This window comes from Microbacterium sp. SORGH_AS_0454 (assembly GCF_031453395.1).
In the GTDB taxonomy this organism is placed as follows: Bacteria; Actinomycetota; Actinomycetes; order Actinomycetales; family Microbacteriaceae; genus Microbacterium.
In genome coordinates this window covers 1720863-1738352 of the sequence record NZ_JAVIYS010000001.1, presented here as the reverse complement: position 1 = coordinate 1738352, position 17490 = coordinate 1720863, and the positions used below count along the sequence as shown (strand labels likewise).

The window sequence follows — 17490 nt, the reverse complement described above, 5'->3', positions numbered from 1 at the left end:
CGGCCGTTCGCGGGGTGCGCCAGCAGCGCGCGCAGATCCAGGGGCGTCACGGCGCTCTCCTCGGTTGGCGGCGCGAGGACCGCAGCACGGTCGTCACGACTCCACCTCCAGATCGGGCAACCCGTAGACGGCGGGCACCACGTGCGCGAGGCGGCCGGCGGCGGCCGTCCACCACGCCGGCGCCGGAAGCGACACCACGCGCACGTGACGGGCGAGCGTGACCGCGTCGACCTGAAGCACGTCGCCCGACACGCTGTCGATCGCCACGAGGATGTCGGGGGATGCCGCGATCGTCCGCCCGTCGCGGGTCACCGCGAGGAACTCCGACCGTGCGACCAGGCGCAGCAGCGCACCGTCGTCGCCGGTCAGCTCGACCGATCGGACGAAGGGGTCGTCGGGAACGGCGTCCACCGCACTCACCCGTCCCGCCGCGAGGACCCGCCCACCGGGGAGGCTCTCGCCGAAGACATCGGCGTCGCCCAGCGCGGCCGCCCGGGCGAAGGTGCCCGGGATGCCATGGGCCGCCAGGTCGCCGACGGTGAAGCCCGCGACGAGAACGGCGCCCGCGCCCCCGGCTCGGATGAGACTCGCGCGTACGAGGCTCTCGACGTCGGCGGGCCGCGTGGATTCCACGACCATGACGCCCCCTCCGGTGTCGGCGACCAGCACCACACCGGGCACGGCGTCGACCACCAGGGAGAGCTGGTCGATCCCGGGCAGCGCGCGACCCATCAGGTCGGCGTCGACGAGCGTGTGGTCGCGGGCGAGGAGGAACGGCGTGAGGCCGTTCAGGCCGGCCCCCTCCATCGCGCACACGGCCACTGCGGCCACCCCGGTCCAGCGCTCGGCCGCAGCCAGCAGCGGCACGAAGGCGTCTTCAGCGGGCACGCGTTCGCCCAGCAGGTAGGTCGACCCGGCGAAACCGACGGCGACGCAGGGGGTGAGCGGGTCGAGGTCGTCGACGTCATGCAACTCGACCGGGCCGTCGAGCAGTTCGGCGGCCATGAGCTCGAGCAGGGTGGTGGCCCCGCCCCCGCCCGAGCCGAGCAGCGAGAACCCCCGGGCCAGCGCCGGCAGGCGGTCGGGCCCGAGGGTTCTCATGCTCACAGGCTAATCAGCGCGCGGGCGTCCTCCGGCTCGAGCTGCTCGACCGGGGTGAACGCGTCGGCGAGACCGAACGCCGAAGGGCCGAACGCGGCGAGCGCGCCGGGGGTGCGCATGATGTCGGGCGTCGAGATGCCGAGCACGCGCACGCGCTGGCCGTAGCGCAGACCCTCCGTCGTGATGGGCTCGGCGGACTCGATGTCGGTGATGCAGATGAGGTCGGGCACGATCGCCACGAGCACGCCGTCACGGTGGGCGACGAGGTTCTCGTTCTGGAACGCCACCTCGAGGATCGAGTCGTCGTCGGGCCCGAGGGCGGCGATGGTCGCCCGTCCCTTCGCGAAGCCGTCGGTGGTGCGCCGCTCGACGTCGGCGACCTTCCCCACGAACAGCTCCCGCACATGCGGATAGAGGGTCGTCGAGAGGGTCTCGGCGATGGCCTCGAACGGCGAGCGATGCTGCTCACGGGCCTCGCGGATGCCACGCCCCAGTGCCAGCGCCATCGACAGCGTCCGCGGGATCGCCGTGCGGCGCACGTCGGCCCCGGTCATGGCGTACTCGGCGATGTGCGACACTCCGCCGAGGCGGATCGTGACACCACGGGCCAGCCACTCCATCTGACGGTCGTCGGCGCCGGTGTCGATGACGGCGGTCTCGCCGCGCTCCCCCGCGAGGGCGAGGGGCGAACCGTGCACGCCGTAGACGGCGAAGGTCTCCATCGACAGTTCCGGGAAGGCGCGGCCCATGCCGTCGGCATCCACCACCGGGAGACCGGTCTCGGCGGCGACGAGGAGCGGGATCATCGAGTTGATGCCCCCGCACTCGATCGGCATGGTCGCATCGGCGGTGCGGCCGAGGTGCTTCTCGAGAGTGCGCAGCGCAAGCGTGGGCTCGGTGCCGGCCGGGATCTTCTCGACCATCACGGTCGGGGCGCCCATCTGCGCGGTGGGGATGACGAACAGGTCGTCGGCGATCTCGTCGGGGTCGAGCACGGTGATGCTCCCCGCGCCGAGCACGCGCTCCACGAGCTTCTGCCCGATGTAGGGGTCGCCGCCGCCCCCGGTTCCCAGCAACGTTGCGCCGCGGGCCAGGTCGGGGAGGTCGGCGGCAGTCAGGGTCCAGCTCATGCGGCGGTCTCCGAGTTCTCGATGGTTCCGTCGAAGCGGTGGGAGGGCAGGTCGTAGCCGAAGTAGCCGGGTCCGACCATGGCGAGGGCGTCGGCACCGTGCCAGCGCTCGTCGCTCGGCGCGGCGACCACGCGCACGCGCTGGCCGTAGCGCAGCCCCTCGGTGGTGATGGGCTCGGCGCTCTCGGCATCGAGCACGATGATGAGGTCGGGGGTCGTGACAAGGATGCCGGTGGTCGTGCGCGCGATGAGGTGCTCGTTCTGGAACGACAGCGTCAGCGTGTCGCCCGGGCCCTCGATGCGGGCGTTGCCGCGGGCGAAGCCCGCGGTGGTCCCGCGCTCGACGTCGACGACCTTGCCCTCGAAGACCTCGCGCCCGCCGAGGGCGGCGACGACGGCGGCGACCGGGTCGGTCTTCGCCTCGCGCGCCGCGACGATGCCGCGTCCGATCGACAGGCACGCCGACAGCGATGCGGGCACGAGCGCCTCGCGTGCGCTCGCCCCCGACATGGCGAAACCGGCGAGCATGACCGAGCACCCCATCTCGACGCACGCGACGCGCGCGATGCGTTCGGTCCAGGTGTTGTCGATCGTGGACAGCACGGCGGTGTTGCCCTTCTCGTCGGCGAAGGCGAGGGGCGATGCGGTGATGCCGTAGAGCGTGGGGAGCACCATCTGCAGCTCGGGAAACGCGCGGCCCATGCCGTCGGCATCCAGCAGCGGCAGGCCCAGAGCGGCGGCGGCGGCGATCGGGATGGTCGAGTTGACCCCGCCGGCCTCGGCGCACGCGATGTGGGTGACGGGGCGCCCGAGCGAGGCGCCGAGCGCGTGCACGGGTGCGACGACCTCTTCGAGGCTCGGGAGCTTCTCGACCATGACGGTCGGGGCCCCCATCATCGCGACGGTGAGCACGAGGGCGTCGTCGGGCAGTTCGTCGAGGCCCACGACCGTGACCGCCCCGTGGACGGCCAGTGCCTGGCGGGCGAGCAGCGCGCCGATGTACGGGTCTCCCCCGCCGCCGGTGCCGAGCACCGCGGCGCCGCGGGCGAGGTCGCCCACGACCGACGGGGTGAGCTGCCAGCTCACGCCCGCACGCCCATGTCGAGATCGCCCACGGCCTTCACGCGCACCCGGGTGGCGTTACCCGGCAGGTAGGGGATCGGCACCTCGTCGAAGTCGACGATCGACACCGACGACGGTCGCGCGCCCGCGGCGATGGCCTTGTCGACGGCCTCGGAGCGGATCGCGGCGATGCCTTCGTCGCGGCGGCCGGGCTCGATCGCATAGACCTTGTCGATCTCGCCGCCCACCTGGGCGATGGACGCGCCGATGGCGTTGGCGACCGCGTAGTTGAGGGGGCGATGCACAGCGCCGAACATCGGCAGCTCCTCGGGGAGGAGGATGCTGCCGCCGCCGACGGCGACGACCGGGATCGGCTCGGGCGAGGTGCGCATGCGGTCGACGGCCTCGGCCACGCGCTCGGCGATGCGTGCGAGCACGCGCTGGACGAAGTGGGGGTCCAGGTGCGCGACGCGCGAGGGGTCACCCACGTTCGCGCGCCCCGCCGCGACGGCGATATCGGTCGCGGTGAGCGTGGAGCCGCCGAACACCAGCGCCTCCTCGGTCAGGCGGTAACCGACCGATGCGGGCCCCACCTCCGCGGTCTCTTCATCGACGATCGATCCGCCGCCGATGCCGATCGACAGCACGTCCGGCATCCGGAAGTTGGTGCGGATGCCGGCGACCTTGACCTCGTTCGCCGTCTCGCGGGGGAAGCCGGCGTTGAGCAGACCGATGTCGGCCGTCGTGCCGCCGATGTCGACCACCGCGCACGTCTGCAGGCCGCTGGTGAGCGCGGCGCCGCGCATCGAGTTGGTGGGACCCGATGCGAAGGTGGCGACGGGATACAGGCGCACGTAGTCCTCGTCCATCAGCGTGCCGTCGTTCTGGCTGAGGAAGATCGGGGCCTCGATCCCCTCCGCGCGCACCGCAGCGGTGAGCCCGTCGACGATCTCGGAGGCGAGTTCGCGGAGCGCGGCGTTGATGATCGTGGCGTTCTCGCGCTCGAGCAGGCCGATGCGTCCGATCTCGTGCGAGAGCGAGATGGCCACGTCGGGCCCCAGCACGTCGCCGAGGATCTCGGCGGCACGCACCTCGAGGTCGTGGTTGACCGGCGAGAACACTGACGAGATCGCCACGGAGCGCACGCCGTTCGCTTTCATGTCGTCGGCGATGCCGCGCAGCTCGTCCTCATCGAGCGGGGAGATCGGCCGCCCGTCGAACTCGTAGCCGCCGTGGGCCAGGTAGCTGCGCGCCTGGATCGCGTCGGTGAGGACGCTCGGCCAGTCCACGAGCGGCGGCAGGGCCTTCGTGGCGGGAAGACCGAGCCGCACCGCGGCGGTCGGGGCGAGCCGCTGGGCCTGCACGAGAGCGTTGATGAAGTGGGTCGTGCCGATCATGACCGCGTCGATGTCGGAGCCGGCGAAGTCGCGTTCGGCGCGCAGGGCGGCGATCGCGTCGACGATGCCGGTGGTGACATCCGGGCTGGTGGACTTCTTCACGCCGGCGAGGGTGTCCTTGCCGTCCATGAGCACTGCGTCGGTGTTTGGTGCCGCCGACGTCGATGCCGATGTGCATGGGTGGAGCTCTTTTCGTTCGGAGGGGGTGGGTCAGGATGCCACGGGGGCGGCGTCGCGCACGGGAGCCTGCGCGGTGGTCGCCTCGCCGACACCGCGCACCCAGCCGAGCTTGCCGGCGACGGTGTACAGCACGATCGAGAGCACGAGCGAGGAGATCGCCGGAATACCCCAGGTCACGAAGTAGCCGACGAGGGCCGAGACGAGCCAGACCACCAGGGTCACGGGAACCAGGCGGGGAGCGGTGAGCGGCAGGCGGCCCTCGGCGCGCGAGGCGTCGAGCTCGCCGCGCCAGCGACGCACGATGAAGTATTCGGCGACCATGATTCCGGCGATGGGCGGGAAGACGACGCCGAGGATGATGAGGAAGCCGGTGAACTGCGACAGGATGCCGGCGGCCGCGAGGATCGACCCGACCACGCCGAGCACGATGGTGGTGCTGACACGGTTCAGGTTCTTGCCGAACGCGGTGGAGATGAAGTTCACCAGGCCGAGGGTCGACGAGTACAGGTTCCAGTCGTTGATCTTCAACGTGCCGGTGATGACGATGATGAGTCCCACGAGGCCGACCGACGACGTGACGATCGCGACGATGTTGCCCGTCTGCGCGGCGTGGGCCAGCAGCACTCCCGAGAGGCCGATGACGAACTCGCCGAGCGAGACGCCCACGACGGTCTGCTTGACGACGTCGGCCTTGGAGCGGTTGAAGCGGGTCATGTCGGCGGTGATGATGGCGCCGACGATGAGACCTCCGGCGACGATCGCCGTTCCCTGCCACACCGACATGGTGGGTCCGGGGGCGGGCGAGGTGAGCAGGTCGCCGATCGAGTGGTTGCTGAGCTCGGTGATGATCGACCAGCCCACGAGCACGAGGAACAGGGGCACGGTGATGTTGGCGAGCCACTGCATGCCGACGAAGCCGACGGCCACGATCGCGGTGACGGCGAGACCGAACAGCAGGCTCCACGCCCACATCGGCATCAGACCCGGCAGCAGCGAGTCGAGCGACTCGGCCGAGATGGCCGACTGGATGCCGAACCAGCCGATGAGGCTGATACCGATCGCGAGCCCCACCAGGGAGGCCCCGATCTCGCCGAAGCCGGTCCAGCGAGCCAGCAGCGCGGTGTTGAGCCCCTCCTTCTGCCCGATGATGCCGACGATGCACATGATGACCTCGAGGATGATCGAGCCGAGCAGCAGCGCCAGGAAGGCCTCGCTGAAGGTCATCGCGTACCCGAGGGTGGCACCGAGGAGGAATTGCGACAGGGCCGAGACCTGACCGAAGCGCTGCACGGCGATGCCGAACCAGTGCTTCTGGGCGTCGGGTGTCACGCGGCTGAGGGCGAAGTCGTCGGCGTGGGCCATACGTGCCATGGGAGTGTCCTTTTGCGGAAGAGGGACGGTGCGGGTGCTGGACACGTTATTGCCGCCGCTCGACGCACGACATGGGCACCTCGCCCCACATTGCCTCGCCGTTGTGCATGTTGCACACCGCGCGCTTACTCGCCCGGCGCGTGCGCCTCGAGGAACTCGTACAGCTCCGTCGTGTCGACCCCCGGGAACGCCCCTGTCGGCAGGGTCGCCAGCAGCGTCCGAGGTGTCCGCACGTTCGGCCACGCCTTGTCGCGCCACGCGGCCTCGAGCTCCGCCGGCGCGCGGCGACAGCACGTCTCGACCGCATGCCGGGAGACGCCGCGATTCGGGGTGTCTCGCCCCCGGAACCATTTCGTGTCGTCGAAGCGCACGCCCACGCTCACCGAGTGGGCCCCCTCGCTCGACTGCTCGACACGGGCGGTGCACCAGTACGTCCCGTTGCCGGTGTCGGTGTACTGGTAGTACGGGTTGAAGAGGTCGTCCTCCTCGAACACCACGCGGCTCGTCCACCGCCGGCAGCACATCTGGCCCTCGATCGAGCCGAGGCGGTCGGTGGGGAAGTTCACGTCGTCGTTCTCGTACGCCTTCGTGATCGTTCCCGACTCGTGCACCTTGAGGAAGTGCACCGGGATGCCCAGGTGCACGGTTGCGAGATTGGTGAAGCGGTGAGCCGCGGTCTCGTACGACACCGAGTAGGCGTCGCGGAGGTCCTCGATGCTGAGGGCGCGTCGCTCCTTCGCCTCGCGCAGCGCCGGCACGACGTGCGCCTCGGGCATGAGCAGCGCCCCGGTGAGGTAATTCGTCTCGACGCGCTGTCGGAGGAACTCGTCGTAGCTCGTCGGCTCGCCGTGCCCGAGGATCCGGCTCGACAGCGCCTGCAGGACCGCCGCTCGCGGATCGCCCTTCGCGACCTTGGTCGACAGGTACAGCCGCCCGTTCTTGACGTCGGCGATGCTGCGGGTCGATGAGGGGAGGTCGGGCACGTAGTGGAGCGTGAAGCCGAGATGGGCGGCGATATCGCTCGCGCCCCGCTGGGTGAGGGGTCCACCGGGATGCTCGATCCGATCGAGGATCCCGGATGCCACTCGCTCGAGCTCCGGGAAATGATTGTCCTGTCTGCGCATCAGCCGTCGCAGCGCCACGTTCGCTCGCCGCGCCTCTTCGGGCGTGGCCGAGCGCTCCTCGCGGAGGCGTTCGATCTCGGCTTGGAGCGCGAGCATCGCCGCGAGCGCCTCGTCGGGCACCGCTCGGCCCACACGGAACGGCTCGATCCCCAGCGCCTGGAACGTCTGGCCGCGCATGGCCCTCTCCACCGACAGCTCGAGGACGGCGCGGGGGTCGAGGGGCTCGGCATCCAGGATCTGATCGAGCTTGCACTCCAGCGCGCGGGCGATCGCCTGCAGCAGCGTGAGCTTGGCCTCGCGGCGGCCGTTCTCGATCATCGACATCTGGCTCGGGGCACGGTCGACCGCTCCGGCGAGGTCGTCGAGGGTCATCCCCCGCGCAGTGCGCAGCTGTCGGATGCGTCGTCCGATGGTGAGCGTGTCCACCTCCCCATCGTCGAAGGGAAGGGATGCCGAAGAAGCGGTGACGCCGGTGTCCATACGCCACGTTCTCACGAAAACAGAAGATCGCGCGATCTTCACACCTCGAATCCTGTTTCGACACGACGTTCTTCGCCGACAGTGGTCTCCACGGGGCACCGCCGCCCCGGCATCCGAAAGGAGAACGCTCATGACGATCCAGGCCACCCCCGCCCCGCAGCCCCTGCGTCCCGGCGACCAGACCGAGACCGCCGACGAAATCCGTGTCGCGTGGGAGAACGACCCGCGGTGGGACGGCATCGAGCGCACCTACTCGGCCGAAGACGTCGTCCGCCTCCGCGGCAGTGTCCGCGAGGAGTCCACCCTCGCCCGTCGCGGGGCCGAGAACCTGTGGAACCTCATCCACACCGAGGAGTACGTCCGCGCACTCGGTGCCTACACCGGCGGCCAGGCCGTGCAGCAGGTGCGCGCGGGGCTGAAGGCCATCTACCTGTCGGGCTGGCAGGTCGCCGCCGACGGGAACCTGGCCGGCCAGACCTACCCCGACCAGAGCCTGTACCCCGCGAACTCGGTCCCCGCGGTCGTCCGCCGCATCAACAACGCCCTCCTGCGTCAGGACCAGATCGAGCGCGCCGAGGGGGAGATCACTCGTGACTGGCTCGCCCCGATCGTCGCCGACGCCGAGGCGGGCTTCGGTGGGCCGCTCAACGCCTACGAACTCGCGCAGTCGCTGATCCAGGCGGGAGCTGCCGGCATCCACTGGGAAGACCAGCTCGCGAGCGAGAAGAAGTGCGGTCACCTCGGCGGAAAGGTGCTCGTGCCGATCCAGCAGCACATCCGCACCCTGAACGCCGCGCGTCTGGCCGCCGACGTCGCCGGAGTGCCGACCGTGATCATCGCGCGCACCGACGCCTTGGCCGCCGACCTGCTCACGAGCGACGTCGACCCGCGCGACGCCGAGTTCCTGACCGGTGAGCGAACGACCGAGGGCTTCTACCGCGTTCGTCCGGGGCTGGACTCGGTCATCGCGCGCGGCCTCGCCTTCGCCCCGTACGCCGACCTGCTGTGGGTCGAGACCGGCGAGCCCGACATCGAGCTCGCCCGCCGCTTCGCCGAAGCGATCCACGCCCGCTACCCGGGCAAGAAGCTCGCGTACAACTGCTCGCCGAGCTTCAACTGGAAGCGGCACCCGACCGGCCTCCTCGGCGGCGCGGCCGCGACGCCTCGCCCGCGCCGCACGACCCGGCGTCGACGGCTCGCCGCTCGACAGCGGTGGCACCCTCGCCCCGGCGGGCGATATCGGGCATCGCCCGGCGGAGCCGGCGCGGAGGTCGCGACGGCGGGTCACGGCATCCCGACCCTCGCGCGTCAGTGCTTCTCGCGCAGCTCTCGGCGGCTCAGCGGGTGCCCGTCATCGGCCGTCGACTCGACGTGCTCTGCCTCTCGCACCGCCCGCCGCTCGCGGCGCCGCTCGCTCGCTCCCTCGATGAGGTTGTAGAGCGTCGGCAGCACGAGCAGCGTCAGCAGAGTCGACGACACGAGTCCGCCGATCACGACGACCGCGAGCGGCTGCGAGATGAAACCGCCGTGGCCGGTGATCCCGAGCGCCATCGGCACCAGGGCGAAGATCGCCGCGAGGGCCGTCATGAGGATCGGGCGAAGGCGACGCGCGCCTCCGACGACCGTGGCCTCGAAGACGCTGAGACCGCGGGCGCGATACTGGTTCACCAGGTCGATGAGCACGATCGCGTTGGTCACGACGATGCCGACCAGCATCAACGCACCGATCATGCCGGCGACGCCGAGGGGCACACCGGTGACGAGCAGCATGAGGATCGCGCCCGTCGCCGCGAACGGCACCGAGACGAGCAGTTCGAGCGGCTGACGCAGCGACTTGAAGGTCGCCACCATCACCACGTAGACGATGAGAATCGCCGCGAGCAGGGCGAGGCCGAGCTGACTGAACGCATCGGCCTGGTCGGTGACCGAACCGCCCACCTTGGCGGTGGCCCCCTGAGGCAAGGCGGTGTCGGCCAGGGCCGAATTGACGGTCGACGAGGAGCTGCCGAGGTCGTCGGTCGTGGGGGTCACGGTGATCGTGGCCGTTCGCAGTCCCCGCGAGGTCGAGATCGAGGGCGGAGTCTGGCTCTGCTCGACCGTGGCGATCTGGTCGAGACGCACCTCGCCCCGCGCGCTCGGGATCTCGAGGGCGCGCAGATCGTCGATCGTCTTCGGAGGGTTGGCCGTGGCGACGTAGACGGTCACCCCGCGCCCGTCGATCTCGACGGTGCCCGCCTGCCGAGGCTGCTGCGTCGCCGAGACGAGGGCTCCCACCGCGCGCTCCGACAGCCCTCTCTCGGAGGCCGCCTCGCGGTCGACGCGCACGGAGACGAAGGGAAGGGATGCCGAGAGACTGCTGGTGACCTGACCGATGCCGTCGCGCCCCTGCAGACCCGCCACCACCGCGTCGCTCGCCTGCTGCAGCGACTGCCCGTCGGCCGCGGTGACGTCGACGGTGATGCCGGCGGAGCCGAGTCCGCCCCCGGAGGCTGCGACCTGGATGTCGCCCGCGTCGGGCAGCGCCTCGAGCGCGGTGCGCACGCGGTCACGGAGCTCGACCTGGTCGACGCCCGACTCCGAGGTGATCGAGTACGTGATGCCCGATCCCCCGCCCGAGAACGCGTCACGCAGAGCGGAACCGCTCGATCCGATCGAGGTCTGCACGGTCTGGACGCCGTCGGTGTCGAGCAGGACGGCTTCGACCTTCTGCGCCGCCGCGTCCTCGGTATCCAGGCTCGGGGCGGAGCCGATCTTCTGCGTCACCGTGAAGGTGTTCTGGCCGGAGTCGCCGAGGAAGTCGGTCTTGAGCAGGGGGACGGACGCGAGCGTCCCGCCGAGCACGAGCACGGCCAGGGTGAGGGTGACCCACGAGTGCTTCAGCGTCCAGCGCAGGACCGGGACGTAGGCCTTCTGGAGGCGCGAGGGCGGCGCGGTCGGCGACTCCGGGTCGACCGGATTGCCGTCGGCATCCCGGATCACCTTTCCGGGCCGGAGGAACCACGACGCGAGCACGGGCACGATCGTCAGCGACACGAGCAGTGACGCCGTCATGGCGATCGTCACGGTGAGGGCGAAGGGCCGGAAGAGCTCTCCGGTCACGTCTCCCACGAACGCGATGGGGAGGAAGACCGCGACCGAGGTGATCGTGGAGGCCGTGATGGCCGCCGCGACCTCGCGCACCGCTCGCACGATCGTGGGGATCTTGTCGGCGTCGCCGACGTAGTGCCGCTTGATGTTCTCGATCACCACGATCGAGTCGTCGACGACGCGGCCGATCGCGATCGTGAGGGCGCCGAGGGTCAGGATGTTCAGCGAGTAGCCGAAGGCCTGGAGCCCCACGAAGGTGATGAGCACGCTGGTCGGGATCGAGATCGCCGTCACGAGCGTCGAGCGCACCGATACGAGGAAGACGAGGATCACGATGACGGCGAAGACGAGGCCCAGAAGCCCCTCTTGAGCGAGAGCCTCGATCGACTGCTGGACGAACGGCGCCTGGTCGAAGACCACCGTGAATGTCGCACCCTGGCCGAGCTGCGATTCGAGGCCGGGGAGCGCCGCGAGCACCCCGCGCGAGACGTCGACGGTGTTGGCCGCGGGGAGCTTGGTGACCGCGATCGTGAGCGCCGGCTGCCCGTCGACGCGCGACAGCGTGGTCACGGGGTCGGGCTCGAGCGCGACCGTGGCGACGTCGCTGATCTTCGTCTGGCCGGCCTGGAACTGCGCGGCGTCGGTGGGCACGAGCGGGAGCGCCGCGATCTCGTCGACGCTGGTCAGCTTGGACCCCGTCTGCACGGTGAGGGTCTGGCCGCCCTCGGTCAGCGAGCCGCCGGGGAAGAGCACACCGTTGGCGTCGAGAGCGTCGGTGATCGCCTGCTGGCTGAAGCCGCGCTCGCCGAGCTTGGCGGTGTCGGGGGTGATCGTGACCCGCTGGGCCGTGCCGCCGACGATCTGCGCGCCGTTCACGCCCGCGACGTCTTCGAGGTCGGGCACGATGCTCGTCTGGAGGATCGACTGCGTCGCCTGGGCGTCGGTGAAGCCGGTGACGGCGAGCTGGATGACGGGGAAGTCGTCGATGCTGGCCGAGGCGACGGTGGTGTCGGCGGAGTCGGGCAGCTGGTCCTTGATGCGCGCGATCGCGGCGAGGATCTTCTGCTGCGCCCCCGCGAGGTCGGTGCCGTAGGTGAATTTGACCGAGACGATCGACGAGTTCGTCGTGCTCGTCGCGGTGCTGGATTCGAGCCCCTCCACGCCGCGGATGGCGTTCTCGATCGGCGTCGACACGTCGGTTTCGACGACCTCGGGCGAGGCGCCCGGGTAGGTCGTGACGACGGCGAGCTGCGGGAACTCGATCGAGGGGATGAGCTCCTGCTTGAGGCTGGTCAACGCGAGGCCGCCGAAGATCGCGGCGACGATCGTGACGAGGGCGATGAGGGCGCGGTTCTTCAGGCTCAGGACGGCCAGGTACGACACGGGGGGACCCTCCGGATAAGTTCGATACAGGAATGTATCGAAGCTCAGTATCCCATGCGCTCCGGACGGTCGGACCGCGCGGGGCTCACAGCGCCGAGCCGATCGAGAGGCCGAGAGCCGCCGCGATCACCGACCCGACGAAGGACGCCACCGCATAGGTCACCGATGCCCGCGTCCGGCCCTCTTCCGCCAGGAGAGCGGTCGTCACCGCCACCGCGCTGAAGGTCGTGTATCCCCCCAGCAGACCGGTTCCCACGATCCAGCGCCATGCTTCGTCCACGGGCAGAGGACTCAGGATGCCGAGAGCCAGGGCGCCCGTGAGGTTCACCGCGAGGATGCCCCAGGGAAAGCGCTCCCCCGTCCGCCGCCGCACCGCAACGTCGAGGAGGTACCGCAGCGCGGCGCCGACGCCGCCGGCGAGCGCGACGACCAGGAAGAGCAGCGGTGTCATCGAGGTGCCCCTCCGCGCCCGAGGAGCACTCCGCCCCAGGCCGCCACCGTCCCCGCGATCACTGTCGCCACACCCCACCACAGCAGCGCGAGATCAGCCGACTCGACCGCGAGGGAGCTGTAGGTCGTGAACCCGCCGAGGATGCCGGTGCCGATGAACAGCTGCACCCGCTGCGCGCGCGAGGATTCCGGCATCCGGGCCCGCCATCCGTACAGGACGCCGATCGCGAACGCCCCGACCACGTTGATGACCGGCACGAGGGCGGGGCCCAGGTCTTCACCGAACGCGAGGGTGAGTCCGGCGCGTGCGGCGGTGCCGATCGCGCCACCCACGGCGACCAGGCCGACGTCGCGCCACATGCTCACCGCGCCACCTTACGCCCGCGTCGGCCGCGGATCGGAGCCGTCGTGCCCTCTCGGCCCACTGCTGGGGTGTCTTCGCCTGCAACCAGGCGACGAGATCGGGGAAGTCGTCAGAGACGCTCATCGCCTCGAACAGCGTGCGCCCCCGTTCCACCTGATCAGGCCGGGGGCGCGGGCGGGAAGTCCGCGGCTCAGCCCGCCGCCGCGTTGTACGCGGAGATCTGCGACGCCGCCTTCGTCTCGGCATCCGACATCGTCGAGGTGACGTCGGCTCCCTCGGCGATCTGGGTGAATGCCCCGATGACGGTCGATCGCAGCGAGGGGAAAGCGCCCGTGCGGCACCCCGCGGCGGCGTTCGACGCCGGAGTGTTCGCGAGCTGGTCGGCCATGGCCCGGACGTTCGGATCGGCGAGCGAGGCCGCGCCGGTCGTGGTGGAGGCCGCCCCCGTGTTCGACGCGAGGTACCCCGTGGCATTCGCCCACGCCGCCTGCACCTCGGCCGAGTGCAGGAAGCTCACGAAGGCGTACGCCGCGCGCTGCTGCGCATCGGAGTGTCCGTCCCCCGAGATCCAGAGCGCGTTACCGCCGATGACCACGCCCGCGTCGTCGGAATCGGCGGTGGAGGGGAAGGCGGCGACCGTCGATGCGGTCTTCTTCGGATCGGCCGTCGTGTAGGCGCCGGTCGAGGTCAGCATGATGCCCACCTTGCCGCTCGCGAACGCCGAGACCATCGCACTGTTGTCGGTGCCGGGGTTGAGCATCGAGCCGTCCTGGAACAGTTTCTGCAGTCGCTGCATGAAGTCCACCTGCGTCGGCGAGGTGAGCTGCAGTCCGGTGACGCGGTCGGAGCCGCGACCGTTGTCGGGGGTGCAGAAGTCCACCCCGCCCGCGGCCGACATCTGCTCGATCATCCACGAGTCCGCCATGTTCATCGTCAGGCCCGAGGCACCCGTCGCCGCGTGGATCTTCTCGGCCCACGAGGCCACCTCGGCGAGCGTGCGCGGCGGGGAGTCGGGGTTCAACCCCGAGCGCGTCACGAGGTCGCGGTCGAGGTACATCACCGGCTGCGAGACCGCGAAGGGCATGGCGGCGAGCCCGCCCGCGCCGTCGCCGTAGTACGCGCTGACCGCCGGGGGGAAGCTGTCGAGAGAGAACGAGGTGTCGCTCGCGGTGAAGGTCGACAGGGGGACGGTCTTCTTCGAGTCGACCATGAAGCCCGTCGAGATGTCGTTCATCATCAGCACGTCGGGCGTCGTACCCGACTGCACGGCGGCGGTGTACTTCGTCTGCGCGTCGGCGTACGACCCCTGGAACGACGACTCGACGGTGATCTTCCCGTCGTGCTCGCTGTTGAACTGCGACACGAGGGCGTCGAGCTCGGTCGCCGCCGGTCCGCTCATCTCGTGCCAGAACTGGAGGGTCACGGGGCCGGAATCGTCTCCGGAGGAGGATCCGGATGCCGTGCACCCGGCGAGGGCGAGGAGCAGGACGGCTCCCGCGGCGGTCGCCGCGATCGTGGTGCGGGGGCGCAGAGACATGGGCTCGGGTTTCTTTCTGTCGGGTCTTACTTGAGGGCGCCGGCGGTGATCCCACCGGCGAGGAAGCGCTGCGCGAGCAGCACGAGGACGAGAACGGGGAGGGTGACCATGGCCGCGCCGGCGAGCACGACCCCGACGTCGGCGGCCTCGGCGCTGGAGAGTTGGGCGATGCCGACCTGCACCGTGCGGTTCTGGGGAGAGTTGGTCACCAGCAACGGCCAGAAGAACCCGTTCCACGCGGCGGTCGCGCTGACGAGGGTCACCGAGATGAGCGTCGGCTGCACGATCGGCAGCAACATCGACCGGATGAAGCGGGCGTGCCCCGCACCGTCGAGGAGGGCGGCGTCGCGCAGCTCCCCCGGGAAGCTCAGGAAAGCCTGCCGGAACAGGAAGATGCTGAGCGCCGAGGCGAGGAACGGCAGGAACACCGCCGGCAGGGTGTCGATCAGCCGCCACGACGAGATCGTCAGGTAGTTCGCGATGAGGATGGTCTCGCCCGGCACCATCATGCTCGACAGGATCAGGAGGAAGAGGGCCCGCGTGCCCCGCAGCCCGCAGAAGACGAGGGCGTAGGCGGTGGCGATGCCGATGGCGACCTGGAAGAAGGTCTGCACCAGCGTCACCACCACGCTGTTGAGGAACTGGTGGCCGAGCGGGATGACCTGGGTGGCGCGGATCACGTTGTCGAGCGTCAGATGGACGGGCAGCAGACCCTCGAGACCCTCGTCGAGCCAGGCGGTGGGTGTGAGCGCGCCCTCGAAGACGTAGTACAGCGGGAAGCACACGACGATCACCGCGACGACGAGCCAGCCGTAGAGCAGGGTGCTTCGCAGACGCGCGCGGACGGTCAGCGGCCGCGCCATCAGTAGTTCACCCGCTTCTCGAGGACGCCGAACTGCACGAGCGAGAGGCCGAGCACGAGCAGGAACAGCACGACTCCCACCGCTGCGGCGATGCCGAAGTTGGCGCTCCCCGCCCCGAACGCCGCCTGATAGATCGTGTAGACCAACGTCGTCGTCGAGTTCGCCGGCCCTCCGCCGGTGAGGATCTGGATCTGCCCGAACGTCGTGAGCGCCTCGACGGCACCCGTCACCACGATGAAGAACAGCGTCGGCGTGATCAGCGGCAGCGAGATCGACCAGAGCGTGCGGAGCGGACCCGCCCCGTCCAGGTGCGCCGCCTCGATCACGTCGGGATCGATCGCCCCGAACGCCCCGAGCAGCAGGAGCACCGTGAATCCGAGCGACCCCCACACCGTGACGGCGATCACGCTCGGCATGGCCCACGGGGTGCTGGTCAGCCAGGGCACCGGCGTCCCGCCGAAGCGCGTGATCACGGAGTTGATCAGCCCGCCGGCCGGGGAGAGCATCGCGGCGAAGGCGACCGATGCCACCGAGACCGAGGCCACGAGCGGTGAGGTCAGTAGGGCGCGGAAGACGCGGATGCCGCGGAGCTTCGCGGTCAACGGGAGGACGATGAGCAGCCCGACGACGATGCGACCGACCACGACCGCGACGCAGAACACGGCCGTCCGCCACAGCGTGTCGCCGAACTGCGGGTCGGTGAAGATCGTCGCGAAGTTCTTCGCACCCACGAAGCCGGCGGCCTGACCGAAGATGTCGGTCCCCTGGGTGCTGAGCCAGACGACCTTGCCGAGGGGGTAGAAGACGAAGACCGCGAAGACCGCGAGCGCCGGAACCATCAGCGCGGCCCCCACGCGCCGGTCGGCGCGCCGCCAGGCCAGGGTCGGGGCCGGCCGACGACGGTCGGCGAGCGTCGGCCGGCGGTCGAGTGTCGAGAGCGTCATCGGCTACCTTTCCGTCATAGGGAACGTTCCCTTTTCTGAGAACGGACTCACTCTGCGACACCGCGAGAGACCGGGTCAAGGCGACCGGCGAGCGGTCGCCGAGCGTTCACGCGGCGTTCACGAGCACCTGAATCAATCCCCCTGACCCCGAGGAGAACCATGACCACGCATCCCTCCCCCTCCCCCGACGACCTCCGCGCCGTGGCCGAGACGGCCGCACGAATGGCCGCGCCAGCCCTGCTCTCGGCGTTCCGCTCGGGCATGAGCGTGTCGTTCAAACGCGACGTGCACGACGTCGTGACGATCCACGACAGAGCGGCCGAGGCCGCCATCGCCAGGATCCTCCAGGACGGTGCACCCGGTTCGGTGATCCTGGGCGAAGAGACCGGCAGCTCGGGAGAGGCCCCCCTGCGATGGATCGTCGACCCGATCGACGGCACCGCCAACTTCGCGCGCGGTCTCGCCTACTGGTGCATCTCGATCGCCGCCGAGCTCGACGGCGAGGTCGTCGCGGGCGTCGTGTTCGACCCCGTGGCCGACAACATGTTCTCGGCCGACGCCGAGCACGCCCGCCTGAACGGCGCGCCGATGCGATCGGCATCCGGCCCCGCCGAACTCTCCACCCTGCTCACGAGCTTTCCCGGACAGCACGACGTCGACCTCCTGGGCGAGGGCGCCTTCGACCTGCTCGCCGAGATCACTCGCACGTACCAGCACCACCACAGCACCGGCAGCGGGGCCCTGAACCTCGCACACGTCGCAGCCGGGTGGGCGGACGCCACGATGGGCTTCGACACCCACCCCTGGGACGTGGCCGCAGGAGCCCACATCCTCGAACGGGCCGGCGGCACGTACACGGGCTTCCGCTCCGGCGTCGAGGTCGCTCGCGCCCAGGAGAGCCTCGACTACGTCGCGGAGGGAGCGGGCGGAGAGCACGGAGTGCTCATCCGACACCTGCGCGCCCTGTCCGGGCAGTGGATGCCGGCCGGGCAGTGAGGGAGTCCGGATGCCGCGACCG

12 protein-coding genes and 2 pseudogenes are annotated in these 17490 nt (G+C 70.2%); 2 read left to right on the top strand and 12 right to left on the bottom strand.

The genetic code is table 11. The annotated features are described in order from the left end of the window. Positions 1-93: 93 nt before the first annotated feature. The 6 genes and pseudogenes from QE454_RS08060 to QE454_RS08035 form a co-directional block, all read right to left on the bottom strand. Positions 94-1101, bottom strand: a complete 1008-nt coding sequence (locus QE454_RS08060; RefSeq protein WP_210073275.1) for a DUF917 family protein — start codon at positions 1099-1101, stop codon at positions 94-96. A 2-nt stretch (positions 1102-1103) separates the two neighbouring features. Further along, positions 1104-2231, bottom strand: a complete 1128-nt coding sequence (locus QE454_RS08055; RefSeq protein ID WP_307456263.1) for a DUF917 domain-containing protein — start codon at positions 2229-2231, stop codon at positions 1104-1106. Further along, positions 2228-3316 (bottom strand): DUF917 domain-containing protein, encoded by a 1089-nt coding sequence (locus tag QE454_RS08050; RefSeq protein ID WP_307456266.1) that lies wholly within the window; start codon positions 3314-3316, stop codon positions 2228-2230. The genes QE454_RS08055 and QE454_RS08050 overlap by 4 nt, the downstream gene beginning before the upstream one ends. Next, a pseudogene (locus QE454_RS08045) lies at positions 3313-4867 on the bottom strand (hydantoinase/oxoprolinase N-terminal domain-containing protein). The gene QE454_RS08050 and the pseudogene QE454_RS08045 overlap by 4 nt, the downstream one beginning before the upstream one ends. Positions 4868-4899: 32 nt before the next feature. Continuing rightward, positions 4900-6240, bottom strand: coding sequence for a cytosine permease (locus QE454_RS08040; RefSeq protein WP_210073267.1), 1341 nt, complete (start codon positions 6238-6240; stop codon positions 4900-4902). 125 nt (positions 6241-6365) lie between these two features. Continuing rightward, positions 6366-7844: an XRE family transcriptional regulator gene (locus QE454_RS08035; protein WP_307456270.1), complete on the bottom strand. Its 1479-nt coding sequence runs from the start codon at positions 7842-7844 to the stop codon at positions 6366-6368. A gap of 130 nt (positions 7845-7974) precedes the next feature. On the opposite strand from QE454_RS08035, the gene aceA reads away from it, so the two are divergent. After that, positions 7975-9282, top strand: coding sequence for an isocitrate lyase (aceA, locus tag QE454_RS08030; protein WP_307456272.1), 1308 nt, complete (start codon positions 7975-7977; stop codon positions 9280-9282). A gap of 47 nt (positions 9283-9329) precedes the next feature. Here aceA and QE454_RS08025 read toward each other — a convergent pair. The 6 genes and pseudogenes from QE454_RS08025 to QE454_RS08000 all read right to left on the bottom strand — a co-directional run. Further along, positions 9330-12314, bottom strand: a pseudogene (locus QE454_RS08025) (efflux RND transporter permease subunit); the annotation flags it as partial. Between the two features lie 85 nt (positions 12315-12399). Beyond that, entirely contained in the window at positions 12400-12765 is a 366-nt protein-coding gene (crcB, locus tag QE454_RS08020) for a fluoride efflux transporter CrcB (RefSeq protein ID WP_307314683.1), read from the bottom strand. After that, entirely contained in the window at positions 12762-13124 is a 363-nt protein-coding gene (locus QE454_RS08015) for a CrcB family protein (protein WP_210072754.1), read from the bottom strand. The genes crcB and QE454_RS08015 overlap by 4 nt, the downstream gene beginning before the upstream one ends. Positions 13125-13318: 194 nt before the next feature. Further along, positions 13319-14665, bottom strand: coding sequence for an ABC transporter substrate-binding protein (locus QE454_RS08010; protein WP_307456274.1), 1347 nt, complete (start codon positions 14663-14665; stop codon positions 13319-13321). Positions 14666-14691: 26 nt separating this feature from the next. Continuing rightward, complete coding sequence (locus QE454_RS08005) at positions 14692-15528, bottom strand: carbohydrate ABC transporter permease (RefSeq protein WP_307456275.1); 837 nt, start codon at positions 15526-15528, stop codon at positions 14692-14694. Next, positions 15528-16472: a carbohydrate ABC transporter permease gene (locus QE454_RS08000; RefSeq protein ID WP_307456277.1), complete on the bottom strand. Its 945-nt coding sequence runs from the start codon at positions 16470-16472 to the stop codon at positions 15528-15530. Before QE454_RS08000 ends, QE454_RS08005 begins: the two co-directional genes overlap by 1 nt. A gap of 159 nt (positions 16473-16631) precedes the next feature. On the opposite strand from QE454_RS08000, the gene QE454_RS07995 reads away from it, so the two are divergent. Next, a complete protein-coding gene (locus tag QE454_RS07995) occupies positions 16632-17468 on the top strand; it encodes an inositol monophosphatase family protein (protein WP_210072478.1) in 837 nt (278 codons plus the stop codon). Positions 17469-17490: the final 22 nt, after the last annotated feature.

What these genes read in the sequence shown, in the direction of transcription:
- QE454_RS08000 (WP_307456277.1), bottom strand. Translation starts at nt 16,472, where the DNA reads ATGACGCTCTCGACACTCGACCGCCGGCCGACGCTCGCCGACCGTCGT.
- QE454_RS08005 (WP_307456275.1), bottom strand. Translation starts at nt 15,528, where the DNA reads ATGGCGCGGCCGCTGACCGTCCGCGCGCGTCTGCGAAGCACCCTGCTC.
- QE454_RS07995 (WP_210072478.1), top strand. Translation starts at nt 16,632, where the DNA reads ATGACCACGCATCCCTCCCCCTCCCCCGACGACCTCCGCGCCGTGGCC.
- aceA (WP_307456272.1), top strand. Translation starts at nt 7,975, where the DNA reads ATGACGATCCAGGCCACCCCCGCCCCGCAGCCCCTGCGTCCCGGCGAC.
- QE454_RS08010 (WP_307456274.1), bottom strand. Translation starts at nt 14,665, where the DNA reads ATGTCTCTGCGCCCCCGCACCACGATCGCGGCGACCGCCGCGGGAGCC.
- QE454_RS08055 (WP_307456263.1), bottom strand. Translation starts at nt 2,231, where the DNA reads ATGAGCTGGACCCTGACTGCCGCCGACCTCCCCGACCTGGCCCGCGGC.
- crcB (WP_307314683.1), bottom strand. Translation starts at nt 12,765, where the DNA reads ATGACACCGCTGCTCTTCCTGGTCGTCGCGCTCGCCGGCGGCGTCGGC.
- QE454_RS08015 (WP_210072754.1), bottom strand. Translation starts at nt 13,124, where the DNA reads ATGTGGCGCGACGTCGGCCTGGTCGCCGTGGGTGGCGCGATCGGCACC.
- QE454_RS08060 (WP_210073275.1), bottom strand. Translation starts at nt 1,101, where the DNA reads ATGAGAACCCTCGGGCCCGACCGCCTGCCGGCGCTGGCCCGGGGGTTC.
- QE454_RS08035 (WP_307456270.1), bottom strand. Translation starts at nt 7,844, where the DNA reads ATGGACACCGGCGTCACCGCTTCTTCGGCATCCCTTCCCTTCGACGAT.
- QE454_RS08040 (WP_210073267.1), bottom strand. Translation starts at nt 6,240, where the DNA reads ATGGCACGTATGGCCCACGCCGACGACTTCGCCCTCAGCCGCGTGACA.